Origin of the sequence: Chloroflexus sp., assembly GCF_034435895.1 — a bacterium.
GTDB lineage: Bacteria > Chloroflexota > Chloroflexia > Chloroflexales > Chloroflexaceae > Chloroflexus.
Genome location: NZ_DAOTWH010000060.1, coordinates 1 through 24,780 on the forward strand (window position 1 = coordinate 1; position 24,780 = coordinate 24,780).

At 59.8% G+C, this 24,780-nt stretch carries 24 protein-coding genes and 1 pseudogene; 11 read left to right on the forward strand and 14 right to left on the reverse strand.

Annotated features, from left to right (window positions below; all coding sequences use genetic code 11):
• The 3 genes from tilS to ftsH all read left to right on the forward strand — a co-directional run.
• Positions 1-226: tRNA lysidine(34) synthetase TilS (gene tilS, locus U9R81_RS03575; protein ID WP_322494152.1), on the forward strand; the 226-nt coding region annotated here is incomplete at its 5' end.
• 2 nt (positions 227-228) lie between these two features.
• Complete coding sequence (gene hpt / locus U9R81_RS03580) at positions 229-771, forward strand: hypoxanthine phosphoribosyltransferase (protein ID WP_322494153.1); 543 nt, start codon at positions 229-231, stop codon at positions 769-771.
• Between the two features lie 350 nt (positions 772-1,121).
• A complete protein-coding gene (gene ftsH, locus U9R81_RS03585) occupies positions 1,122-3,092 on the forward strand; it encodes an ATP-dependent zinc metalloprotease FtsH (protein ID WP_322494154.1) in 1,971 nt (656 codons plus the stop codon).
• A gap of 85 nt (positions 3,093-3,177) precedes the next feature.
• On the opposite strand, the gene U9R81_RS03590 is transcribed toward ftsH, so the two are convergent.
• The 4 genes and pseudogenes from U9R81_RS03590 to U9R81_RS03605 all read right to left on the reverse strand — a co-directional run.
• Positions 3,178-3,738: a hypothetical protein gene (locus tag U9R81_RS03590; RefSeq protein ID WP_322494155.1), complete on the reverse strand. Its 561-nt coding sequence runs from the start codon at positions 3,736-3,738 to the stop codon at positions 3,178-3,180.
• A gap of 41 nt (positions 3,739-3,779) precedes the next feature.
• Complete coding sequence (locus U9R81_RS03595; RefSeq protein WP_322494156.1) at positions 3,780-6,227, reverse strand: hypothetical protein; 2,448 nt, start codon at positions 6,225-6,227, stop codon at positions 3,780-3,782.
• Positions 6,228-6,285: 58 nt separating this feature from the next.
• Entirely contained in the window at positions 6,286-7,884 is a 1,599-nt protein-coding gene (locus tag U9R81_RS03600; RefSeq protein ID WP_322494157.1) for a PAS domain S-box protein, read from the reverse strand.
• Positions 7,885-7,933: 49 nt separating this feature from the next.
• Positions 7,934-8,347 (reverse strand): annotated as a pseudogene (locus tag U9R81_RS03605) (PAS domain-containing protein); the annotation flags it as partial.
• Between the two features lie 180 nt (positions 8,348-8,527).
• Between U9R81_RS03605 and ffh the strand changes: the two are divergent.
• The 4 genes from ffh (at position 8,528) to rimM (ending at position 11,079) form a co-directional block, all read left to right on the forward strand.
• Positions 8,528-9,880 (forward strand): signal recognition particle protein, encoded by a 1,353-nt coding sequence (ffh, locus tag U9R81_RS03610; protein WP_322494158.1) that lies wholly within the window; start codon positions 8,528-8,530, stop codon positions 9,878-9,880.
• A gap of 108 nt (positions 9,881-9,988) precedes the next feature.
• Positions 9,989-10,258, forward strand: a complete 270-nt coding sequence (gene rpsP / locus U9R81_RS03615; RefSeq protein ID WP_322494159.1) for a 30S ribosomal protein S16 — start codon at positions 9,989-9,991, stop codon at positions 10,256-10,258.
• A 21-nt stretch (positions 10,259-10,279) separates the two neighbouring features.
• A complete protein-coding gene (locus tag U9R81_RS03620) occupies positions 10,280-10,507 on the forward strand; it encodes a KH domain-containing protein (RefSeq protein ID WP_066782385.1) in 228 nt (75 codons plus the stop codon).
• A gap of 62 nt (positions 10,508-10,569) precedes the next feature.
• Entirely contained in the window at positions 10,570-11,079 is a 510-nt protein-coding gene (rimM, locus tag U9R81_RS03625) for a ribosome maturation factor RimM (protein ID WP_322494160.1), read from the forward strand.
• A gap of 7 nt (positions 11,080-11,086) precedes the next feature.
• Here rimM and U9R81_RS03630 read toward each other — a convergent pair whose 3' ends face one another.
• The 8 genes from U9R81_RS03630 to U9R81_RS03665 form a co-directional block, all read right to left on the reverse strand.
• A complete protein-coding gene (locus U9R81_RS03630; protein ID WP_322494161.1) occupies positions 11,087-13,087 on the reverse strand; it encodes a response regulator in 2,001 nt (666 codons plus the stop codon).
• Positions 13,088-13,112: 25 nt separating this feature from the next.
• Entirely contained in the window at positions 13,113-13,730 is a 618-nt protein-coding gene (gene hisIE / locus U9R81_RS03635) for a bifunctional phosphoribosyl-AMP cyclohydrolase/phosphoribosyl-ATP diphosphatase HisIE (protein ID WP_322494162.1), read from the reverse strand.
• Positions 13,731-13,901: 171 nt separating this feature from the next.
• Positions 13,902-15,419, reverse strand: coding sequence for a bifunctional phosphoribosylaminoimidazolecarboxamide formyltransferase/IMP cyclohydrolase (gene purH / locus U9R81_RS03640; RefSeq protein ID WP_322494163.1), 1,518 nt, complete (start codon positions 15,417-15,419; stop codon positions 13,902-13,904).
• A gap of 91 nt (positions 15,420-15,510) precedes the next feature.
• Positions 15,511-16,311: a DUF4388 domain-containing protein gene (locus U9R81_RS03645; protein WP_322494164.1), complete on the reverse strand. Its 801-nt coding sequence runs from the start codon at positions 16,309-16,311 to the stop codon at positions 15,511-15,513.
• Positions 16,312-16,359: 48 nt separating this feature from the next.
• Positions 16,360-16,947, reverse strand: a complete 588-nt coding sequence (locus U9R81_RS03650) for a GTP-binding protein (protein ID WP_066782374.1) — start codon at positions 16,945-16,947, stop codon at positions 16,360-16,362.
• A 66-nt stretch (positions 16,948-17,013) separates the two neighbouring features.
• On the reverse strand, positions 17,014-17,508 hold the full coding sequence (locus U9R81_RS03655; protein ID WP_015941405.1) for a roadblock/LC7 domain-containing protein: 495 nt from the start codon (positions 17,506-17,508) through the stop codon (positions 17,014-17,016).
• 72 nt (positions 17,509-17,580) lie between these two features.
• Positions 17,581-17,946, reverse strand: coding sequence for a roadblock/LC7 domain-containing protein (locus tag U9R81_RS03660; RefSeq protein ID WP_322494165.1), 366 nt, complete (start codon positions 17,944-17,946; stop codon positions 17,581-17,583).
• 90 nt (positions 17,947-18,036) lie between these two features.
• The gene (locus U9R81_RS03665) at positions 18,037-18,324 is read right to left on the reverse strand and encodes a helix-turn-helix domain-containing protein (protein WP_322494166.1); all 288 of its coding nucleotides are present in this window, start codon (positions 18,322-18,324) and stop codon (positions 18,037-18,039) included.
• Positions 18,325-18,778: 454 nt separating this feature from the next.
• On the opposite strand from U9R81_RS03665, the gene U9R81_RS03670 reads away from it, so the two are divergent.
• The 4 genes from U9R81_RS03670 (at position 18,779) to U9R81_RS03685 (ending at position 23,542) form a co-directional block, all read left to right on the forward strand.
• Positions 18,779-20,341: an ATP-binding protein gene (locus U9R81_RS03670; RefSeq protein WP_322494167.1), complete on the forward strand. Its 1,563-nt coding sequence runs from the start codon at positions 18,779-18,781 to the stop codon at positions 20,339-20,341.
• 165 nt (positions 20,342-20,506) lie between these two features.
• Positions 20,507-21,691: a DUF58 domain-containing protein gene (locus tag U9R81_RS03675; RefSeq protein WP_322494168.1), complete on the forward strand. Its 1,185-nt coding sequence runs from the start codon at positions 20,507-20,509 to the stop codon at positions 21,689-21,691.
• A gap of 508 nt (positions 21,692-22,199) precedes the next feature.
• Positions 22,200-23,156 (forward strand): thioredoxin-disulfide reductase, encoded by a 957-nt coding sequence (gene trxB, locus U9R81_RS03680; RefSeq protein WP_066782366.1) that lies wholly within the window; start codon positions 22,200-22,202, stop codon positions 23,154-23,156.
• 128 nt (positions 23,157-23,284) lie between these two features.
• Positions 23,285-23,542 carry a hypothetical protein gene (locus U9R81_RS03685; protein WP_322494169.1) on the forward strand — a complete coding sequence of 86 codons (258 nt, stop codon included), beginning with the start codon at positions 23,285-23,287 and terminating at the stop codon, positions 23,540-23,542.
• Between the two features lie 84 nt (positions 23,543-23,626).
• Here the strand turns inward: U9R81_RS03685 and U9R81_RS03690 are convergent, their stop codons facing one another.
• Together U9R81_RS03690 and U9R81_RS03695 are read right to left on the reverse strand one after the other, a co-directional pair.
• Entirely contained in the window at positions 23,627-24,313 is a 687-nt protein-coding gene (locus U9R81_RS03690; protein WP_322494170.1) for an HAD family hydrolase, read from the reverse strand.
• Positions 24,314-24,336: 23 nt separating this feature from the next.
• Positions 24,337-24,705, reverse strand: a complete 369-nt coding sequence (locus U9R81_RS03695; RefSeq protein WP_322494171.1) for a response regulator — start codon at positions 24,703-24,705, stop codon at positions 24,337-24,339.
• Positions 24,706-24,780 lie beyond the last annotated feature (75 nt).

Consider the following 24,780-nt stretch of genomic DNA (forward strand, 5'->3'; position numbering starts at 1 on the left):
CCGCATGCGCCCCGCTGGCGCGCCCGGCAGCCGTCGCCTGCAAGATATCTTCGTCGATCTGCACGTGCCGCGCTCCTTACGTGATGGTTGGCCGTTGCTGGTCGCCGCCGACGGCCAGATCCTCTGGCTGGCCGGGTTGCGCGTTGCCGCCGGGATTGCCGCAGGTGAACCGAAACAGGCTACAATGTGGATTGGAATGGTTGCCCCAGCCACTCAACAGGAGTAAGTATGCGCAAAGACATTGACTACGTATTGATTACCGAGGAACAGATCAAGCAGCGCGTCGCCGAGCTTGCCGCCGAAATCACCGCCGCTTATCGCCCACTCCACGACCTGCTCTTAGTTGGCGTGTTGAAGGGGTGTACGATGTTTATGGTCGATCTCGCTCGCGCGATCGATTTGCCCTTAGCCATCGACTTTATCGCTGTTGCCAGCTATGGCGCCAGCACCGAATCATCTGGCGTCGTGCGCTTGATCAAAGACCTTGACACCGATATTACCAATCGCCATGTGCTGATCGTCGAAGATATTATCGACAGCGGTCTGACCCTCGCCTACCTGCGTGGCCAATTATTGCGCCGGAACCCGGCTAGCTTGCGCATCTGCACCTTGCTCAATAAACCCGAACGCCGCACCGCCGATGTGCCGGTTGATTACGTCGGTTTCAATATTCCCAATGCCTTTGTGGTGGGCTATGGCCTTGATTATGCCGAACGGTATCGCAATTTGCCGTTCATCGGCGTTCTGCGCCCCGAAGTGTACCTATCGTAAACCGCCGCAAAATGTAGAGCCGCCCGGCTGTGCGGCTCCTGTGGTGAATCGCCGCAATTCCAACCCGTCGAGCCGCCCGGCTGTGCGGCTCCTGACAACGAAACACGTTTGTTCACCAACCGGGCCGCGCATCCGTATGCATGTGATCCAGATCACATTTTGACTGTGATCTGTTCCCTTGCCTCTGCCGATCGGCTGATGCTATAATTCCAATACGGATGGCATGCGCAACGCCATGTTGTCACGTGCAACCTAAAATTCCTCGTAGTCGGGGCATGCCCCTCTGCAGCGGCTGATCCAGTATGGCATCAGGATCGGGTACTGAGGCAACCCCTCTAGAAAGATGACGTATGGGAGATAACCGTTGGTTGAAGAATAGCTTTGTCTACCTCATCATTCTGGTCGCTGCGCTGGCGCTCTTCTTCCAGTATTTAGGGCCGGGCGCGAGCCAGACTGAAGAAAAAGGCATTGCTGATGTGATTGCCGATGCTCAGGCCGGTCTGGTGCGCGAAATTCAAGCCCAAGCCGGCGATGAGCAGATTGTGGTGACGTATAACGATGGCAAGAAGTACCGCTCGCGCCTTGAGTCGGCTGACAGCGTGATGCGGTTGCTGGCCGATTACGGCGTGCCGCTGCGGAACGATCAGGGCCAGCGCACGATTAACGTTATTGTGCAGCCGGCGCCGGCGTGGGGCGGCTTATTGAGTATCTTTACCATTCTCTTGCCAACCCTGTTGTTGATCGGTTTCTTTGTCTTCTTTATGCGCCAAGCGCAGGGCAGCAACAATCAGGCGATGTCGTTCGGCAAGAGCCGGGCGCGGATGTTCGCCGGCGATAAGCCGACGATTACCTTCGCCGATGTTGCCGGCCAAGAAGAGGCGAAGCAAGATTTGGCCGAGGTGGTCGAGTTTCTCAAGTTCCCGGATAAGTTTGCCGCTCTCGGTGCGCGCATTCCGCGCGGCGTGCTGATGGTTGGCCCGCCCGGCACTGGTAAGACGTTGCTCTCGCGCGCAGTCGCCGGTGAAGCGGGGGTGCCCTTCTTTAGCATCTCTGGCTCGGAGTTTGTCGAGATGTTCGTCGGTGTTGGCGCTTCTCGCGTCCGCGATCTATTTGATCAGGCCAAGCGCAACGCTCCCTGCATCGTCTTCATTGACGAAATCGACGCCGTGGGCCGCCAGCGCGGCGCTGGCTTGGGCGGTTCGCACGATGAGCGTGAGCAGACGCTCAACCAAATTCTGGTTGAGATGGACGGCTTCGATACCAATACCAATGTGATCGTGATTGCCGCTACCAACCGGCCTGACGTGCTCGACCCAGCGTTGGTGCGCCCCGGCCGCTTCGACCGGCAGGTTGTGCTCGATGCGCCCGATGTGCGGGGCCGGATCGATATCCTGAAGGTTCACGTCAAGGGTAAGCCACTGGCCGAGGATGTCAACCTCGAAGTGATCGCTCGCCAGACCCCCGGCTTCTCTGGCGCTGATCTGATGAACGTGGTGAATGAGGCGGCGATTCTGGCCGCGCGGCGCTCGAAGCGCAAGATTAGCATGGCCGAATTCCAAGACGCGGTTGAGCGTGTCGCGATCGGTGGCCCTGAGCGCCGCTCGCGGGTGATGACCGACCGCCAGAAGCTGGTGGTGGCCTATCACGAGGCCGGGCATGCGATTGTCGGTGCGGCGATGCCGAAGGCTGATAAGGTGCAGAAAGTGACGATCATTCCGCGTGGGCAGGCCGGTGGCTATACCCTCTTCCTGCCCGATGAAGATAGCCTCAGCCTGCGCACCGTCTCGCAATTCAAGGCGCGGCTGGCCGTCTCGCTGGGTGGCCGGGTCGCCGAAGAGATCGTCTTCGGGAATGAAGAGGTGACGACCGGCGCTTCCGGCGATCTGGTGCAGGTGACCCGCATCGCTCGCGCAATGGTGACGCGCTACGGTATGAGCCAGCGCCTCGGCCCGATTGTCTTCGGCGAGAAGGAAGAGTTGATCTTCCTTGGCCGCGAGATCAGTGAGCAGCGCAATTATGGCGATGAGGTGGCCCGCCAGATTGACGAAGAGGTGCATGCGATCGTCAGCGAAGCCTACGAGACGGCGCAGCAGATCCTGCTCCAGAACCGGGCTGTGCTCGATGATATGGCCAATGCCCTGATCGAGTACGAGACGCTCGATGGCGAACAGCTCGAAGAGCTGATCCGGAGGGTGAAGCCGCTGGCGCTTGATCTGAGCAAGACCGGCGGCACAACGCCAAACGGTCGCAGCGACGAGCGCTCGGCCCAGCCTGATGCGCCGCAGATGGGGTTGGGCGGCCCCAATCCGCTGCCGGCGTGACGGGCACGCGCGAGATGCCACTTGGATGTAAGAGTAAGGGCGGGTTTGAAACCCGCCCTTACTGATCTCTCTCGGAATGACTGTCTTATCCCGCCTCGGTCAGATACCAGCGACCATCTACCCGGATGACCGGCAAGCCGCTTTCTTCCCGCCCGATCAGCCGCAATAAAGCGCCGTTGCGCTCAAGCAGCAAGTTCCCTTCGTTATCGCGCCAGCGCACCGTCATGACGGCATTCACGATCTCAACCAGCGCGGTTCGCTCATCGGCGCGCAGCAGCCGGGTGCGATCATAGCTGATCGTTACCTCGGCCCGGCTGCCGCGCGCCGGGCGGGTGTTCGCGCTGGCAAACCCATCAAGCATCTCGCGCATTGCCTGCCGTTGATCAGCGCGCTCGCCAGGGGCAAAATAGCTCGCGAGCCGGTTGGCCCACTTCTGTCGCGTCGCTGCCTCGTTGAGCGCGGGGTCAGCTAGCGCAGCATTCATATCTTCGAGAAAACTTTCAACCACCGCTTCGGGGGTCACGCCACCTAGGCCAACATTCTCTTCGAGCGCCGCCGCGCCGCAACCGCCGAGCACTAGCCCAAGCGCCAGCCAGAGCACCGTTGCTCTGCTGGCTGTCTTCCGCCAAAGGTCGCTCTGTGTCATCCGATTGAACCCCATCACCTCTGTGCGCCGGTGCTTTCAACTTATGGCTGCGCTTCGTCTCGAAAATTTCGCGGTGGCGACGGCAATTCCGCTCGCGCAATCACATTGCCGCTGGCAAAGTAGATCACTGTTCGCGCGCCGCTGGTGTCGACGCTCAACGCGGTGAGTTGGCTCAGGTTGATCTCGCCCTCTGCCCGCACGCGAAGTTGTTGAATCAGCGCGCCGGTGCGTTTGTCAAGTTGTAAAATACGTTCGTTGGCCGGTTCGAGCATAAAGATAAAGCCGGCATCGGGTGCGCCAGTGATCACAAAGCGGGTCACTTCCGCGATGGGCGGTGAGACGTTGGCCGGCACAATCTGACCAAACAGTTGCCCGAAACTAAAGACCAATACTGTCCCGTTGGTTTGCAACAGATAAATACTGCCATCCACGGCCATATCAACGGCTGACAACACGGCAGCATCGCGGGTGACGCTGGGATTGAGCCAAAATTCGGGCGTATCACCGTAACGTCCCGAAGCAAACTTCAATACCTCACCTACTTGCGCCCCCCACACATAGAGGTTGCCGGCGTACTCTTCCACATCTAGCCGCTCTGGAGTCGGCCAGATTTCCGAACTCCCCAACTTCGAGTAGTTCCACGTGTCATTCTGGCGGAAATAGTAGCCGAATCCGTTCGGCGCTTGATCGATCGCTACTACTTGATCGATCCGCCAGAGCGCCGCGCGCAGCGACCCGACAATTGCTGCGCCGGCCGGTTGGCCGGGTTCGAGGTATGGTTCTGGTGTGCCACCATCGCGGGGGATCCGGTACAAGCGCGCCGCATCGCGATCGCTATCGAGCGCGTAGAGGTAGCGCACAACTTCGAGCCGGTTGGGATCGCTCACGCCACTAAGGGCTGGCGGCGCAATCACCGTGGTAAACACACCATTCGGTAACGGGTGGCGCGCGAGCACAACGGGTTCAAGGAACGAAACCCGATCCACTGCGGCCAGCAATCGTTCATACTCGCGTTCGAGTTCGCTAAAGCGCAGCCATAACCCCGGATTGGTTGTTGTGATCTCGGAGTTAGCGCGGGCCGCTTCGATCGCCTGTTGGGCTATTTGCAATGCCTCACGCGCTGCGGCTTCGTCGGCAGCGGTGCGCACCGCCGCCACTCGTTCTTCTGCGGCGACCAGATATTCGGTGGCTAATTGCAGGTTATTGCGCTGCGACAGATTCATTCCATAGAGCACGGCCCCAGCCACCACTAACACCGTAATCAACAACAATTGCCACGGGAAGGGCGGCGCTGTACGCCGGTAAGTGAGCCCACGTCCCCGTGGAACGTAACTGCTGATCGTGAGCGATTTCCGGCGCAGTTGGCGCTCGCGCCGCCATTCGCGCACCATGTCGCTGAGCACGAACCATGGCCATGCCAGCCGCTCATGCCATGTCATGGCAGATGGCGGGCGCAAGGGATGGTGTAAGCCATACGGGCGGGCATCAGTGAATGTATCACCAAGATCAATCGGCGGCGATGGCGGGTCTTCGCCGAGCATGCTTGAGGGCGGCAAAGGCGCGGCCCGTTGGGCAATCCGTTCAGCGAGCGGCTCGCCGAGATCGATCGGGGCCGGGCGTGGCAACGGGTTGGGTGAGAAAGTGGGTTGTGGCGGTGGCGCTGCCAGCGGATCAGGCGCCGGTGTGGGTTGGCGGGCTGGCAGATCGGGCGCGCGTCGGAACCAGCTCGTTGACCGGCGCGCAGGCGCCGGTGGCGGTGGGGCAACCGGTTGCGGCTGTGGCGCTTGGAAGGTTAACGCGAGGAGTTCGATGGCCGCCAGTTCGCTTGCCCGCTCATAAGCAGCGTCTAGTATCGCCGCTGGGTCGCCGCTGGCTAATATGGCCGCCATCGTTGGCGGGTCAAATCGGGTTACTAACGCGCTGCTGCTCAATAACAGCGCGTCTCCCGGTTGCACCACGGCCCGGAAGAACTCCGGTTCGACAAACAAGCTAGCGCCTAGCGCGCCGGTCAACGCCACGTGTGCTACATTCACTTGGGCCGGATCCCAACTCGGATGGGTTGGAATGGCGCGCAATTTGTTGCCGGTGCGTAAGAAGAGCTGCGCCGGCTGCACTTGGGCAATAAAGAGATCGTTGTTCAACAACGCTACCGCCGTTACACCGGCGGTAATCCGGCGGTCTGGCGCGCAGCGCATATTATCCTGATACAACGCTTTATTGGCGGCGACAATCGCCAGTCGCAGCGCCGATGCGGCGCTGGTGGCGCCGCTTTCGTAGAAGGTCTGGCGGATAGTCTTGGTGACAATCCGGCAAGCATGTTCAGCGCGCTCGGTTGGCCCCACCGGTTCACACAACACCAACAATTGCCCGCGGGTGATTGCCACAGGCTGGTACAGCGCGGGAGTTACTACCAGTATCCGCGCGCTGTTATTGAGGATCGTGCCGGCCACCGCGACGCGCTGACCTGTTTGTAGCTCAAGCGGTTGCATACCATGGCAATTATACCAGAAGAAATGCAACCGCTACCGGTTTTTCACTCGCTACGGGTTAGCGCGCTGCCAGCATGCGCCGCTTCAGGGCATAATCGATCCCTTCTTGCAGCGTCGCTTTGGTGATCACCTCGCGCAATTCTACGCCGATATGCACCAAGGTCTGCGCGATTTCCGGGCTAATCCCGGTCAAGATGGCTTGCGCTCCCAACATGCGCGCCGCCTGTGCTGCCCGCATTAACGCGCCGGCGACTTGGGTGTCAACCACTTTCACGCCAGTAATATCAATAATCGCCACATGCGCGTGATGTTCGACTACTCCATACAGCAGCATTTCCATAATCTGTTGGGCGCGAGCGCTGTCGATTGCGCCAATCAGCGGCATAGCCACCACGCCATCGGCAATCGGCATCAGTGGTGTGCTCAGTTCACGCAATGTCGCCTGCTGGGCCGCGATCACCTGCTCTTGCATTGCTGCCCGTTCGCGTTCAATTCGGCGCTGTTCGGTTACGTTGCGCGCAAGCACGAGCACATCATCGTTGCTCGCGACCATGCGCGCTTCATATTCTTCAAGCTGATCGCCCAATTGGATGTGATAACTGTACGATTGCATTTCACCGGTGCGGCGCAGTTGCTCGATATGGTAGAGCACCTGTTCGGCCAGTTCTGGCGGTAATACATCACTGACCCGCCGACCCAAGAATACCTCTGGCGGTACGAGAAGGGCGCCGCTGCGATCTGTTTTGCAATCAAGAAAGACGCCATCGGCGCTGAGCAAGAACATCAGATCGGGCATTGCCTCAAGCAACGCCCGATTGCGCCGCTCACTGGCGCGCAGTTCCTCTTCGGCGGCTAATTGCTCGGTAACGTCGCGATTAATCGAAGCGTAGCCGGTCAGATTGCCATGGTGATCGCGCAAGGCCAAGGCTGAAGCTTGCACAGTCACTAATGCTCCATCGCTGCGCACGTAGCGTACCGTCTCGCGCGGTGTCTGCCCTTGGTTGACTTGTTCGGCTACCTTGGCCAGTACATCCAAATCAGGTGAGTACATAAACTCGGCAACCGATGCCCCGATCAGTCGTTCGCGTCCCAACATAGTGCAGAGGGCCGGATTGGCATACGTAATGATGAGGTTTCGATCGGCGATCGCAATCCCATCCGGCGCATTCTCAACCAACAGCTTAAAAGTGCGCAGCTCCTCTTCTTGGCGTTTGAGCGCGGTGACATCTTCATAAAAGCCGATCATCCCGATCACGTCGCCATCGCGTCGTAACGGCATTTTACCGGTGCGCAGCCAGATCACCGAGCCGTCGCTCCGCCGCAGCGGTTCCTCGATGTTCAACTTGGGGCCGTGCTCCATCACCATCTGATCGTCAGCCCGATATTCGGCTGCCCGATCGCGCCATGGCATATCAAAATCGGTGCGACCGATAATCTCTTCTACCGTCTGCAACCCTCCATCCTTAAGGAACTGCCGGTTGCAGCAGAGAAACCGGCCTTCGCGGTCTTTCCAAAACACCGCCTGCGGGAGGTTGTCGATCACCAGTTGGAGCATTGCCCGGCTCTCTGCCATCGACCGGCGAGCCTCTTGTAATTCGCCGATGTCGAACGAAATCGAAGTGGCTCCGCAGACCTGCCCTTGCGCATCGTAGTGCAAAGTGATGGCCCATTGCGTAGAACACCCGGCCATCTCGGTGCAGAATGCGGTTTTCGATGGTGGCAGTGCGTTGCCTGCGTTGCGCCCATTCAACAAAGGATTGCTGCGCTCGTTCGCGATCATCGGGGTGAAGAACATCAAGCGATTGCCGGCCAATCATCTCTTCGGGCGGGTAGCCAAAATAGAAGGCCGCCGCCGGATTGACATACGTAAACACTCCTTGCGCGTCTACTTCCGTGATGAGTTGATCGGTCGTCTCGACGATGCGTTGAAAACGCGTAAGCTGGGCCACGCGCTCGCGCAAATGCTCGTTTTCAGCTTGCAATGTGGTAAGGTCGGTTGGCGTCATGACGATACTCCTGTCTGGTGGGGTTGGGAAGCAGAGAGCAAATGAACGCGACGCGGCGGGGAAAGGAGCAGCAAAGAGTGGTCGGCACGCATGGCCAAAGACATAGCTAAGCATAACAAAGGGTAAACTATACGTCAAAGGTATGCTGGGTTAGCCCGCTTTCGGCAGTGCTAACTATGGCTGCCTCCGCTGGTCATTATGCAGTCCCGCTCTCGCCTGCCATTGACGCCAGCGCCGCTCGCTCGTACAATGCAAGCAGCATAACTAGCGGCTATCACGAAACGAGCATGAACTATGTTTGAGAGCCTTTCCGATCGATTGCAAGCCGTTTTTCAAAAACTGGGCAGCAAAGGCATCCTTACCGAGGAAGATGTGCGTGAGGCGATGAAGCAGGTGCGTTTGGCCCTGCTCGAAGCTGACGTCAACTTCCGCGTGGTCAAAGATTTTGTCGCCAGAGTGACCGAGCAGGCGATTGGCGAAGAGGTCACGAAGAGCCTTACCCCGCACCAGCAGGTGATCAAGATTGTCCATCAAGAGCTGATCAACCTGTTAGGCGCCGAAAACGCGCCCTTGCAAGAGGCGCGCCCCGGCCCGACGGTGATTATGCTGGTCGGTTTGCAAGGCACCGGTAAGACGACCCTCGCTGCGAAGCTGGCGCTGCATCTGCGCAAGAAGGGCAAGCGCGTGTTGCTGGTTGCCGCCGACGTGTATCGCCCGGCGGCAATTACCCAGTTGCAGGCCTTGGGCCGCCAGCTCAACATCCCAGTCTATAGCGAGGGGACGCAGGCCAGCCCGCCTGATATTGCTGAACATGCGCTTGAACATGCCCGCAAAGAGCTGTTTAATGTGGTGATTATCGACACCGCTGGCCGGTTGCAGATCGACGAACCGCTCATGCAAGAATTGGAGCAGATCGAGAATCGCGTCCATCCGATCGAGCGGTTGCTGGTGGTCGATGCGATGACTGGTCAAGAGGCGGTGCGCGTCGCCGAGACGTTTAATCAGCGCGTCAAGCTGACCGGTGTGGTGATGACCAAGATGGACGGCGATGCCCGCGGCGGCGCGGCGTTGTCGGTGCGCGCCGTGACGGGGGTGCCGATCAAGTTTCTCTCGACCGGTGAGAAGGTTGATGGCAATACGCTGGAGGTCTTTCACCCCGACCGGTTGGCATCACGCATCCTCGGCATGGGTGATGTGCTCTCGCTGATCGAACGGGCCGAACAGCTCTATGACGCCGAGCAGGCCAAGAAGATGCAGAAACGGCTGAGCAAGGGTGAGTTCGATTTTGAAGACTTCCTCACCTCGCTCCATCAGATGCGCAAGTTGGGGCCGTTGCAACAGATTATTGCGATGATCCCCGGCCTGAACCAGTTGGCCCGCAACGAAGAATTGCTCGATGAGCGGCATGTCAAGCGGGTCGAGGCGATCATCTTCTCGATGACGCCGGAAGAACGGCGCCGTCCGGAAATTATCAAGGGCAGCCGGCGCAAGCGGATTGCCCGCGGCAGCGGCACGTCGGAAGAAGAGGTGAGCCAGTTGGTTAAGCAGTTCCAACAGATGCAGCGCATGATGAAGCAGATCGCCGGCAAAGCCGGCAAGGGCCGCGGCGGCATCGATCCCAACGAGCTGCTGCGCCGGTTGCGCTAAGGGCGCTCAGTTTCGCCTGCGCGCCTGTTTGCAACGCTCGCGCCAATTTATGCTATACTGTGTGGCTAGTGTGTGATATTGGTCTACGAATGAGGAACGATACGCTCTATGGTTAAAATTCGTCTGCGCCGCACTGGTAAAACCAAGCAGCCCAGCTATCGCATTGTCGTCGCCGATTCGCGCTCGCCGCGCGATGGGAAGTTTATTGAGACCATTGGCTATTACCTGCCCACTCGCCAGCCCAAGGTGCTGGAGGTAAATGCTGACCGCGCTCGCTACTGGCTCGGCGTCGGCGCGCAGCCGACCGAGGTGGTGGTCAAGCTGTTCCAGCGCGTTAACCTGCTTGATGAGCAGGGCAAGGTTACGGCGGAAGCCTAATCGTTTGCGGGAGAGAGCTCGATGAAGGCGCTCCTCGAATATATTGCCCGTAATCTGGTTGATACCCCCGAAGCCGTGCGCATCAAAGAGCGTACCGGTCGCTTTACTGTCACCTACCAATTGACCGTCGCTCCTTCGGAAACCGGTAAGGTGATCGGGCGCAACGGGCGGGTGGCCAAAGCGATCCGCGACTTGATGGGTGTGGCAGCGGCCCGCCAGAAGAAGCGGGTTCATGTTGATATTGAATAGCGGTACTTAGCAGGCAGCCGGCCGGCGCAAGCGACCGGCCGGCTGTTTTGGCATGTCGAAATATGGATGATCTTCTGTACATCGGTGCGCTCGGCGCTCCGTTTGGCGTTCGCGGTCAGATTAAACTCCATTCGATTTCGAGCCATCCCGAACACCTGATCCGCCATCTGCGCACCGTCTTCATCGGCCCCAAGCGCATCCCGCATCAGGTGACGCACCTCTTTTTACACAAACCGGGGTTGCTGATCATCCAATTGCAGAGCGTTACCGATCGCGATGCGGCTGCCGATCTGCGCGGCGCCGAAGTCTACATCGCCGCTGCCGATGCCGCGCCGCTGGCGGCGGATGAGTTCTTTTACCACGATCTGATTGGGCTGCAAGCGGTGACTGATACCGGCGATGCGATCGGTGAGGTGCGCGAGATTCTCGAAACCGGCGCGGGCGAGATTGCCGTGATTGCGCGCAATGGTCGTCCTGATGCCCTCGTGCCCATGGTGCGCAATTTTATCATCGCGATTGACCTCGTTGGCCGCCAGCTCGTCATTCGCCCGATTGACGGCTTGCTTGACTAAAGCCATCCTATTGCGCTACGGGCAGCACCACCCGGAAGGTGGTGCCTTGATGCGGTTGGGAGTGCACCAGCAACTCGCCGCCGTGAAAATCAACGATGCTATAGCAGAGCGGCAATCCTAGCCCTAGCCCGTCAAACCGCGTTGAGTAGAAGGGTTCAAAGATCTTTGGCACCTCTTCTTGCGCAATGCCCACGCCGGTGTCGCTGATCTCAAGAACGACGGCCGGATCGGGGAGTGGCTGGCGCGTTCCGCCGCCGGCTCGCCAAAAGAGCGTCCGATCCGGCTCGCCGTCAGGCGGTCGCAGGTAGGTGCGGATGCGCAGCGTACCACCGTCGGGCATGGCTTCGATCGCATTTTGCACCAGCGTTTGGCAAACCTGTTTGAGATGCCCAATCACGGCTGTCACCCATGGCAGCGCTGAAGTTAATTCACCGATATACTTGATGCCACGGGCCGTCATCGTGGCGCGATAGGTGGCAATCACATCATTCACCACCTGATTGAGATCCACTGGCCGCCGCCCGTCGAGATTGGGGCGCGAAAGGTCGAGAATGCGCTGCACGCGGTGGATCAGGCCATCGAGTTCGGCAGCCGCTTTGGTCAGGTAGAGATCACGGCGATCGGGGGGCAGATCGTGATTGCGCAACAACCGCACCGTATTCGAGAGAGCTTGGAGCGGGTTGTTGATCTCATGCGCCATTGAGGCTGACAAGCGCCCGATGGCGGCCAATTTTTCGGCTTGGGCCAGCTCGCGCGCCATACGTTGGCGTTCGCTAATGTCGCGTGCAATCACCAAAAACAGCCGTTGATCGCCATCAGGAACAACGCTCACGCTCACGGCAACCGCTGTCTCATGGCCGGCGGCGGTGCAGAGCATTGTCTCCATCTCGCTCTGCTCGCTCCGGCCATTGACGGCAGTAGCCAGCAATTGGGGCAAGGTCGGTAAGAAACGGCGCGGATCGAGCGCCAACAACTCTTCACTGCTATACCCTGACAGGCGCGCCAGTGCCAGATTAGCGTCGAGAACCGTCGTGCCGGTGGCATCGAGCAAGAGCACCGCATCGCTGGCATGGCGCAAGAGGGCACGGTAGCGCGCCTCTGAACGCGATACTTTGCTATAGAGGCGCACATTTTCCAGTGCGACCGCTGCTTGACCGGCCAAAAGCTGCAATAGTTCCTGATCGGCGATGGTAAAAGCGGCGTGCGAGGTGGCTTTGGCCGCATTTAGCACCCCAAGCGCTCGCTCGCCGGCCATAATCGGTACTGATAGCGCCGTGGTCAATTCCGGCGCGAGCAAGCGTTGGCGGAGATCAGCAAACCACGGTGATGCCGCTACTTGCGTATCGATCAGTAATGGCTGGCGATGCTGGATCACCCATCCTGATAAGCTGTGCGCAACTGGCACAAGCGTGCCGATGCCCACTTTGTCAGGTAAACCGGTGCAAGCAACGATTCGCAACGCCTGTTCATCAGGCTCCAGCAACATCAATGAGGCGCGCTCAGCGCTTATCTCCACTCGCACCGTCTCGATGATCAGGGCATAGAGCCGGGCCAGATCCAATTCGGCCAAGAGATGCTGGCTGATCTGCAAGACGGGGCGCAGTGCGGCGACCCGGTCGCTCACTCGCACTGCTTGCCGTTTTGCGACCAGCTCGCGGGCAATCTCGGCTAGCTCATGCGGGCGGAAGGGCTTGATGAGCAGACCGCGCGCTCCGAGCCGCATTGCGTAGGCGACCTGTTCAACCGAGGCTACCCCGCTGGCGATCAGAATCGGCACGCTAATGTCACGCAACCGGATCTGTTCGAGGAGTTGCAGCCCATTCATCTCTGGCATGGCGAGATCCACCATGACGAGATCGAAGCTCGACTGATCGAGCACTTCGAGGGCCATTGGCGCATTAGCCGCAGTTGTGACGACAAACCCGGCCCGCGCCAGCGTCTGCCGGCACAGATCGCGCAATTGCGGATCATCGTCTACGACTAATACGCGCCCAGCCCAACTATTCATAGCATTAGCCCGCAATCTTCGTTGATTACGAGGAAGCGTAGCGGCGGGCCAGTTCGGCCCACACCGCCTCGGCGGTTATGCCTTGGTTCTCAAGCAAGACCAGACTGTGATAAATCAGATCGGCCAGCTCATACGCAACTTCGGCCGGATTGCCGTTCTTGGCGGCAATAATCACCTCCGCCGCTTCTTCACCGATCTTTTTGCCGATCCGGTCAACGCCGCCGCGCAACAGCTTAGCCGTATACGACTCGGTCGGGGCCGCGTTACGGCGATCGTGGATACGGTCGGCCAGCCGGGCCACGATTGCAACCGGCGGTACTGGGCCGGCGACTTCGGTTTCGTCGAGATCGCGGAAGAAACAACTTGGCCGGCCCGTATGGCATGTTGGGCCGGCCGGTTCTGCCAACACTAAGAGCGCGTCACCATCACAATCTTGCCGCATTTCGACGACGCGGAGGGTATTGCCGCTGGTTTCCCCTTTGCGCCACAGGCGCTGGCGCGACCGGCTGTAGAAGGTAACGAAGCCACTTTCGCGCGTTGCGACCAGCGCTTCCGCGTTCATATAGCCGAGCATCAATACTTCGCCGCTGCGAGCATGTTGGACGATGACCGGTAAGAGTTCGTTGTCGCGCATCTGTACCATGATAGAGTCGCAATCCTCCATAGTGTGGCGGATGATCCGCTCGTGTAGGCGGGCGCACCGCCAAGTGGGTGGGGCGGGTGCGCCGTGGTTGGCCCGCCGGTTTGTCTCGCGCGCCGCTGTGCTGGCGGGGCACACGGCCGTGGGTGTTGGCCGCACCGCCGTGCGCCCCTACTAGTGGCGGAAATGGCGGCGGCCGGTGAAGACCATCGCGGCGCCGGCGGCGTCGGCGGCGGCAATAACCTCCTCGTCGCGCACGGAGCCACCGGGTTGAATGATAGCGGTTGCGCCGGCGGCAATCGCTGCTTCGACCCCATCGGCAAAGGGGAAGAGGGCATCGCTTGCCACCACGCTGCCGCGCAAATCGAGCCCAGCCTGTTGCGCCTTCCACACTGCCAAGCGTGAGCTATCGACCCGGCTCATCTGGCCCGCGCCGATGCCCAGTGTGCGATCGGCGGCGGCATAGACGATCGCGTTCGATTTAACGTGCTTCACCACTCGCCAGCCGAAGCGCAATGCTGCCGCTTCAGCATCGGTCGGCGCGCGCTTGGTCACAACCCGCCACTCTTCCTGAGCGAGCGGCGCGTGATCCGGTTCTTGCACCAGCACCCCGCCGGGCACGCTGCGGATCTGCCAGTTCCCAGCACTAGTGACAGGGCGCAGGCTGCGTAACAAACGCCGGTTCTTCTTGCGCTGCAACAGTTCGAGCGCGTCAGGCAGAAACTCCGGCGCGATAATAATTTCCGAGAAGATCTCATTCACTGCTTCAGCGAAGGCAAGGTCAACCGGGCGGTTCACGGCGATAATCCCGCCAAACGGCGCTTCGCGGTCGGTGGCAAACGCCGCCTCCCACGCGCTGCGCAGATCGCGACCGATGGCCACGCCGCACGGGTTGGTATGCTTGATAATCGCCACGGCTGCACCTTCGGCAGCGGGGAACTCCTCGATCAACTCTTGGGCTGCGGCGGTATCGAGAATGTTGTTGTAGCTCAGCTCTTTGCCGTGCAACTGTTGGAAGAATGCGCCGAAATCGCCGTAGAGCGCAGCGGCCTGATGCGGATTCTCGCCGTAGCGGAGCGGCTGGTACTTGCGCCATGCCAGCGGCAGCACGGCGGGCAACGGTTCAGTGCGGAGATACGCGGCAATGGCGGCATCGTACTCGGCGGTGTGGGCAAAAGCTTTGGCCGCCAGTCGTTGCCGTTCAGCCAATGGCACCTCGCCGGCGCACAATCCGGCCAAGACAGCGTCATAGTCAGCCGGATCAACCAGCACCAGCACCGCGGGGAAATTCTTGGCGGCTGCCCGCAACAACGCCACGCCGCCGATATCGATCTGCTCTTGGGCTTCGGCCATCGTGACGCCGGGCCGGGCGATCGTTGCCGCGAACGGGTAGAGATTGACTACCACCAAATCGATTGGTTTGAGGCCGTGAGCAGCCAGTTCGTCGATATGCGCCGGCAGATCACGGCGGGCGAGCAGGCCGGCGTGGATAGCCGGATGCAGCGTCTTGACGCGACCATCGAGAATTTCGGGGAACCCAGTGACCTCACTCACTGCCAGCGCCGGAATGCCGGCTTCGCGGAGCACACGCTGCGTTTGGCCAGTAGAAATGATCTCAACACCCAATGCGTGTAAGGCCTGCGCAAACGCAACGATGCCCGACTTATCGTAGACGCTCATTAATGCGCGCACGATACGCTCCTCAATACACAACTGCGGCATCCAGAATCAAAAACCTGCCCGAAGCGACGGGCAGGGTCGCGCCTTGCCATTGTACCATAGATCAAACGAGCAACTCGCGAGCGCGCTCGCGGAGTTGAGCAGCGGCTTGACCAGCCCGATCGGCGCCGATCAACCGGCGCGCTTCCGCTTCAAAAGCATCGGCAGCGGCGAGCATTTCGGCAGCCGAAGCGCGGGAGGGGTCAGTCACGCCAGCGATCCGGTACGCTTCTTGCAACAGCACATTTGCGCCAGCGCCGAGGTAGCCGGCAGCGATCTGTTCAAACTCCGGCGCCAACGATTCGCCGGCAGCGGTCTCGCGCCGCTCGATCAATCCGCTCTTCATCAGCTTGGCGATAATTTCGCACGTACGCACTTCGCCAAGGCCGCTGCGCTGGGCGATCTGGCCAACCGTCTGCTTGCCGTTAATCATCGTCAGCACACGCCACTCTTCCGCACCGAGGCTAATCTCCACACTGCCGGAGGCCGGGTTGGGAACGAGCCGGGGCACCATCGCCAACGTTGGCCTAGCCTCTTGTTGCTGAGACCACGTCTCTTGGCGATGCACCCCCTCCATAATGATCGACTCGTTGCTCGCGGTAATGGTGACCTGGGGCGACGTCACCCCTTCGTGGAAGCGGAAGGGGCCGCTCGTGACCGTAAAGAAGGCATAGACTGCTTCGAGCGGCTCGAGACCGGGCAATTTCGCATCGACAATCTTGCCATCGCGAAAAAAGATCCAGCCGGTCAGCTTTTGCCCGCCACGGCGGCCATCAATCTCAACCCCGCCGGTCTTTTTACTCAATTGTAACAATTGGATAATGTCGGTGAGTGAGAACTCACTCAGATCGCCTGCCAGCGCCATAGCTGCGCCTCACCTCATCTACCGGCTGCCACGCTGCTTTGGCCAGCGCTACAGCTTACTGATCACCACCCGGCTAATGGCACGCAACGTCTCGAACACTCCCACCCCTTTAGTTGCGATCGCCTCAATTCGCGGCCAATTCATCTTGTTCACGCCGAGGAAATGATCCATCATCGCCACCGGAGCCAACACATCGGGCGGCAAATCACGCTTGTTGTATTGCAATACGATCGGGAAATCAGCAAATCGCTTATTTTGGCGCGTAATGTTCTGCGCCAACTCGCGCAAGCTATTGATATTCTCTTGCATTTTGCCCTTGTGCGAATCGGCCACAAACACCACGCCATCGGCACCATTCAACACCGCGACGCGGGTGCGTTCATAGAGCACTTGCCCCGGCACCGTGTATAGGTGAAAACGGGTCTGAAACCCGCGCACCTTGCCAAGGTCAAGCGGCAAGAAGTCAAAGAACAGCGTTCGTTCCGTTTCAGTCGCAATGGAGAGCAGATCGCCTTTCACTTCTTTCGGCACTTGGCTGTGGATGTACTGCAAGTTAGTGGTCTTGCCGCACATACCGGGGCCGTAGTAGACGATCTTGCAGTGTATTTCACGCGCAGCGACATTAATCAGAGCCATACATTCTCTCGCGTAGCCGGTCGAACGCGAGCGCCGACACGGCCAATCGGCAGGGCAGGAGCGCGGCTAATCGCGGAACAGCAGATCGATCGTGTCTTCCATTGACGTGCGGAACGCCGAGCCAAGCACTTCATCGCGCGCCTTGTGCTGTTGGCGCACCCGCTCGAGCACGGCGGCCAACTCATCGGTCGCCTTCTTGGTCAAGACCTTCACCAAACCAATATGCGTCCCTTTATTGAAGATGATGCACAGAATCCACTGCTCTTCGATCAGGGCGATAAAGATGTTTTCGCGCACGCCTTGTTGGAACGAGGCGCGAAAATCGCGTTCGCGCAGCAGTTTGGCAACTTCGCGCGAGGAAGCGAACACGCCGGCAATCAGCGCGCCGAGCGCAGTAATGTCTTGCCGGTCGCCATCACCCTTGGAAGAGATAACCTGACCGCTCTTGTCGAGCAAAAGGGCGTAATCGCTGCCGGTGTCTTCCACCAAACGGGCCAGACACTCTTCAATCTGAGCGATTTCTTCTGAGGGCACGATGATACTTGTCAGCTGAGGATCCATCGCAGCCTACCTTCACGTCTGAGAGTGGCGAGAGTCGATGCGTCGCTTTTCAAAATTATAGCACACCCGTTGTCAGATTGCGCTCAGCGCATCGATCATCTCGTCGCGATGTTTGGCGGCGAGAAACCGGATCAAGCCAAGATCATCGCGCGAGTTCGTCAGCAACAAGAGCATAGCGTCATCGCTGATCGGCTCGATCAAGACCAACCCGTCATCGTATTCCAACACCGCCTGAATGGTGCTGCCTTTAGCTACTTCACGCCCCAACGCATCAGCCATCGCCAGCCCATTGGAAGCTACGGCGCCAACGGCATCGATATCGACGCCGGGGCGAGCCACGCTTTCGATCAATAACCCGTCGGTAGCGACCACGGCGGCTGCTTCTACGCTCTCGACCGCCCGAAACCGGGTGAGAAGCTCTTTCAGCCCACTGCTCATGCTGCCTCACTCTCGCGCCGGGATTCCCCCGCTGCGCATCAATGCCTATTATACACTGTCGTGGAACCATGCTATTTCCAAAGTACCCTATCACTCGCTGAGCGGGCTTGTGCGATCGCGATCTTTGGGTGGCCGGCCAGTGCGAATGTTGCGCAACGAGTCGATAGTCGCGGCCAGCGCCCGATCGGCCCAACCGTAAATGGTCGGACGGCTCTTGCGCAATTCGTCGGCGATCTGGGTCACATTCGCCCGGTAGCCGGGGTCAAAGGTGGCGAGGTTGATCCGGGCAGCCGCCACAATCTGCTGGATCTCCTCGGGGGTGAGATTGTGCTCGCGAATCAGCTTCTGTGCGCGCTTGCCGCTCAGGTCCAACTTCATACCGCCTCTCCTCGTGCTAGGCGATGGCGCCCGTTTCGCGGCATCGCCACCGGATTTTGCTCAGCTTGGCACGGGTTGCACTGTTGCTGCGGCGATGGGGTAGGCAATCGCTTGCTGCGCTTCCCAATCGCTTGGCGTTGTTCGTGCCATCAACGAACTGTGCGCGAAACCAATTTTCCGTATTGGGGTGTAATTTTTTTTATCATATCATGTATAACTGGGATTGTCGAGTCGGGGTGTAAATAGTAACAATCTTATCTTGCTTCGCCGGCGCAATCTCTGCCTTGGGATAGCGCATGAGATCAAGCTCGCTGCTGTGGTCGCGGTAATCTACGCTTGCTTGATCTTGAGTAATCCTTGACAGCCAGCACGAAAATGCATGCTGATGAGTGTAAAAGTTTACACTGGGCGGTGATGACCCTAACCCATACCGGCTGTGGTACAATACCCAGCGATGACTGATCTCCGCCTGCGCCAACGCGAATATCTGTTGCAGATTAGCCGCGCGCTGACGGCCCAGCTCGATCTGGGCAGCGTGCTCAATCTGGTCATCACCTACGCGGTCGAGCTGCTAGCCGGCACGCTCGGTTTCATTGCCCTGTTCGACGAAGAAGATGGGATGTTGCGCATCCGGGCTTCCGCGCAACTGCCACGCGAGAATTGGCCGGCCTTTACTCCGTTGCTGCGCATCCCTATCGCTGACCTTAGCCGCTTCGGCCCGCAGGCGCTGCGCGAAATCTCGCTCGACACCGGCATCCCCCTCCGCCAAATGATCGCGCTGCCGCTGACAGTGCGCGAGACGCCGCTAGGCGTGATTTATGTCTTTCGCGCCGCGCTCAATGTCGCGTTTTCGGCTGATGATCGCCAGATATTGCAAGATTTCGCCGATCAGGCGGCGATTGCGGTCGGCAACGCTCGCCTCTTCCAGAGTGTGTTGCGCGAGAAGCAGTATCTCAATGCGCTGATCGAGCAGTCTGCCGATGGGGTGATGATTATTGATGGCCGCTGGCGGATTACGACCTTTAACCATACGATGGAACAACTGACCGGCTGGTCGCGTGAAGAGGCGATTGGTCGGCCCTGCGCCGAGGTGCTCGGGATTCGCAATGCCCAAGGGGTGAATATTTGTCTCAATGAGTGCCCGTTGCAACGCTATCCTGAACTGGCGAACCCCGTGGTCGCGGGCCGCATCACCACCCGCGACGGGCGCGAGCTGTTTATTCAAAACCGCTACGCGCCGCAGCGCAGCGCGCATGGCTCGTTGCTTAGCGCAATCGCCAATGTGCGCGATATTACGGCCCAGAAGGTTGAGGAAGAGCGCCAGAATACCTTTATTTCGGTGATTTCACACGAGTTGCGCACGCCGGTGAGCATTATTAAGGGCTTTGCAGAAACGATGCTGCGCCCCGATGGCCAGTTTACGATTGAACGGTACCGCGAGGCGTTGCAGGTGATTGGCGAAGAAGCCGACCGGCTTGCCCGTCAAATTCAAGACTTGCTTGATGTGTCGCGGATTGCCGCCGGTGGCTTGCGCCTCGAACGGAGTGATGTGTCGCTGCGCCTGCTAGTCGAAGAGGTGGTGCGCCGCTTTGCCGCGCAGGTTGGAGAACGGATTGAGTTTGAGATCCGGGTGTCTGATGATCTGCCGCCGGTGTATGCCGATTACGAGCGGCTGCGGCAAGTGTTCACCAATTTGATCGAGAATGCGGTCAAGTATAGCCCCAATGGCGGCACGATCCGGATCGGCGCTCGCGCTGAGGGTGAGATGGCGATTGTCTATGTCTCTGATCAGGGGATCGGGATTCCGCCCGAAGAGCAAGAGTTGATCTTCGAGCGGTTTTACCGCGTTGATACCCGCCTGCGCCGCGATCAGCCGGGCAGCGGGTTGGGGCTTTTTATTACCCGCGCCATTGTCGAGGCCCACGGTGGCCGGATTTGGGTCGAAAGCCAAGTCGGGCGCGGTTCACGCTTCCTCTTTACCTTGCCCCTGAGTCGACGCCGTCTGCCGGGAGAGTGACGGATGAGCATAGGTTTGGGGAATGGGACACGGATATCCACAGATGAAACCAATGAGCACAGTTTGGGAATGGTGATGAGAGGCTGCTCGCTCCGCTTGCGCCAATCCGTGCCAATTTGTGTCCTCTTCTCTCGCTGCGCAGCCGCGCAATAACGTTGTCGCACGATGATCCTTGCCCTCTTCGCCATTCTGATTCTCGCCGTGCTCGCGCGCCAAGCGGCCTTGGCGCTGCTGGCCGTCACCTTGTTAACCAGCCTCGGCGCGGCCCGCCTTTGGCAGCGTTGGGCGTTGCGCCGGGTTGACTACCGCCGTGAGCTGAGCCATACCCGCGCCTTTCCCGGCGATGAGGTGACGCTGACCATCACCATCACGAACCGTAAGCCATTACCGCTCGCCCAAATCCAAATCTTCGACGCTCTTCCCAACGGCTTGCGTGCGCTCGATGCCCCGCTCATCTTCAGCGGCAGCCGCCAGACCAGCCTGCTCCGCCGCAGCACCGGCCTGCACTGGTACGAACGGGTGATCTGGCGTTACCGGCTGCGGTGCGAGCGGCGTGGCGTGTTTCACTTAGGGCCAGCCCAAGCCCAGAGCGGTGATCCGTTTGGTCTTTACCGCAGTGACGCGACCTTCCCAGCCGATGCGACGCTGTTCGTCTACCCGCGCCTGTTAGAGTTGGCCGATCTCGGTCTGCCGGCCCGCGACCCGCTAGGGCTGATGCGCGCGCCGGCGTTGCTGCGCGACCCCCTGCGAGTGATAGGCGTGCGCGACTACGCACCCTCTGATCCGCTCAAGGATGTGCATTGGGCGGCGACAGCGCGCACCGGCACGTTGCAGACCCGTGTCTACGAGCCGGCGACATCGCATACGTTAGCCCTCGTACTTGATCTCGACACCTTCGAGTTCTATTTTCAAGGCATCGATCCCGAACTGGTGGAGCATCTGATCAGCGTGACGGCAACGCTGGCCCGCAGCAGCCTTGCCGCCGGTCACGCGGTTGGTCTCTACGCCAACGGTGCGCCTGCCGCCGATGAACATCTCGTCCGGCTGCCACCCGGGCGCAGCCCCAACCAACTGAGCCAGATCATGGAAACGCTCGCCCGGCTGACGGCCTACTCGGTGTTACCCGGCGCGCGCTTGCTCCGCCTGATTACCCCCGAACTCCACCCCGGCGCGACGATTGTGTTGATCGGCGCCGTAGCCGCCGAGCCGATCTGCGCGACGCTCCTGCGCTTGCGGGAATTGGGCTTCCAGGTGGTGTGGATCTACTGCGGCGCTACGCCGCCGCCGGCAGTGCCCGGTGTGCAGACGCATTGGGCGCCGCGGAGGGGTGAAGGTGATGAACGCGGGTAGGCGGAGGTTCGGGCAACCGTGCGAATCCATGAAATTTGTTTGTATCCTTGTCCTATTTCACCCCCCACACCTTTGTAGAACATCTGATCGAGTGCAACCGTTGATCGCTGTGCGATGCCGGAAAGCCTCGTGCTGCGCTCCTCATCACCCCTCCCCCAGCGGGGGAGGGGCAAGGGGTGGGGGCCATTAGCCCGCGCCGCGGGCTTCGTACCCTTAGCCCGGCCCTTCAGAGCCGGGCGCCGGATCAGGTGGGCTGTCTGCCCGTGAACCCGCGCTAGCGGGAGAGGGGCCAGGGGTGAGGGCACACCGGCGCATCTCAAAGCCATCAACTACATTTACCCTCATGGGTTCTGTCTATCCTTGAACCCCCATACCCTCGGGGGGTAATCTAGATTACAGACAGACGGTACCGGGGTATGGTATACTCCCTGCTGTGAGCGACGCGACGCCTGCCGCGCCGCCAGCTTGATCTGTGTGTGATTGCGCAAAGGCGAGGAGATTATTCATTATGCATCACAAAGTTGTTATCATCGGTTCGGGTCCAGCCGGTCTGACGGCTGCCCTCTACGCGGCGCGCGCCAACCTTGAGCCGTTGGTGATCCGCGGGATGCAACCCGGTGGTCTGATTGCGACTACGAGCGAAGTAGAGAACTACCCCGGCTTTCCCGAAGGCATTGGCGGCTTTGAGCTGGCCGAGGCGATGGAGAAGCAAGCTGCCCGTTTTGGCGCTCAATATCTAGAAACGATGGTGACGAAGGTTGAGGTTGATCAACGCCCCTTCGTAATCCATACCGACAGCGGCCAGACCATCACGGCTGATACCATCATCGTCAGCACCGGCGCGTCGCCGCGCAAGCTGGGTGTTCCCGGCGAGGAAGAGCTGGCTAATCGTGGCGTCAGCTATTGCGCCACCTGTGACGGCTTCTTCTTCCGCGGCAAGAAGGTGGTGGTCGTTGGCGGCGGCAACAGCGCGCTCGATGAGGGTCTGTTCCTCACCCGTTACGTTGATGAGCTGTTCATCGTGCATCGCCGCGACAGCTTGCGGGCCGATCCGGTCTTGCAAGAGCGCGCCTTCAGCAACCCCAAGGTGCGCTTCATCTGGAATTCGGTGGTTGTGGCGATCAACGGTAAAGACAAGGTCGAGTCGGTGACGCTGCGCAACCTGCAAACCGGCGAAATCAGCGAGCTGGCGGTTGATGGCGTCTTCCCGTACATCGGCCACGTGCCAAACACCGAGCTGTTCCGCGGGATCCTTGAGCTCGACGAGGGCGGCTATATCGTGACCGACGGGCGCACCCGCACCAATATCCCCGGCATCTTTGCTGCCGGCGATGTAGCCGATCACATTTACCGGCAGGCGATCACCGCTGCCGGTGATGGTTGCCGCGCTGCAATGGAAGCGACGTGGTACCTTGCTGAGCAGGAGCATGCCCGCGCCAAGGCGACCGCAACCGCCACGGCGTAACGAGCGGGTAGCCAGTAACGGCGGGTTTGAAACTCGCCGTTACTTTACAGATAGTTGTGAACTTTTTTCTATCCGTAGCGTACGGGCATGTTATAGTAAAAACATCAATCCACGCGAGGAGGTGCGCTATGGCAACGACGCCCCCCACGAACGTTGAGCTGACCGACTCTGGCGCTCGTGAAGGCTACGAACATCTCGAGCAGGCTTACATCCTTGAGTATTTGCGCAGCCAAGGGCTTACGCTTGAGCAAGTGCGTGCTATGCCAGCAGAGCAGGCGAAGGAGATTATGCGCGCCGCTTCACTTTACGCTTCAACCCAGATGGCCACGGTCGAGGCGCGCGCGCATTTGGTTGAGGAACTCCATGGCGGACCGCGCGCATTGTAAGGTGTGATTGCCGGTTCGCAGCGAAAGGGAGGGCACGTTTGCTATTAATGCCCTCCCTTCGTGTTGTGCCGCCAACTCATGCACTTAGCCCAACACCGCCGCTAGTACTGCGTCAGTATTGCTCAGATCGGGCAAGAGTGCATCAGGACGGTGATCGGCCAATTCGGCCAATGAGAAGGGGCCGGTGGCCACTGCGATCGTGCGTGCGCCGAATGCCTTGCCGCAGGCGATGTCACGCGGTGTATCGCCGATAATCACCACTTCGGCGGGGGTGAAGGCGCGCCGGTAGTGGGATTCGGCGCGGCGCGCAGCGATGGGAGGCAAGGCCAGCCGGTCGAAGTGGTCATCGCCATACGCGCCGGCTTCGATATCGAGCCACGGCAATAGGCCGGTGCATTCGAGCTTGATCCGGGCCGCGGCGGCGACGTTGCCAGTAAGCGGGGCTTGGTACGCATAGTCGGTCAGCGCGCTGAGTGCAGCCATCACGCCGGCAAAGACGGTCGAACGCGCGATCAATGCCTCGCGTTGGGCGCTGAGTTCGGAGATGTATAGGTCAATAAACTCGCGCAACCGGGCTTGAATCGTTGCTTCGTCCAACGAAGGTAAACTATCGCGCACAATTTGCCAATCGGTCTTGCCGGCATACGAGGTGCGTTCGATCCGAACCTCTGGCCCAACTAACTGCCGCAACGCGGTGCGCATCGCGTTCGCGGCAATCCCGTCGGTCGAGAGCAAGGTGCCGTCAACATCCCACAACACTAACCGCTTCATCGTCACTCCTGCTGAGGCGCAGCCTAACGTTCCGGCGCGCCCCCCAACAACTCGGTGATCGTCAGGATCAATTCATCGAGATCGGTCGGTTTGGTGAGAAAGCGATCGAAACTGGCCGCGAGCGCCGATCGCCGATCGCTTTCGCCAAGGCCGCTGAGCGCGATGGCCGGGCAGTGGCGCAGCTCAGGGTGGGCGCGCAATTGGCGCAAGAGATCAAACCCATCACAATCGGGTAACCGCAGATCGATGAGGAAAAGGACTGGTGATGAGACCGGTGCGGCCAATGCAGCCGCACCGGTAGCGGCGACTGTCACCTCAAAGCCCTGCCCGCGCAGGAAGATCGCAAACAATTGTTGCATCAGCGGATTATCCTCAACGAGCACAATCTGCATACGGTCTCCTGCGCTATCGGCTCAAACTGCTACGATGCTCAGCGTCGTTGGCAACGACTGTACGCGCTAGTGCCG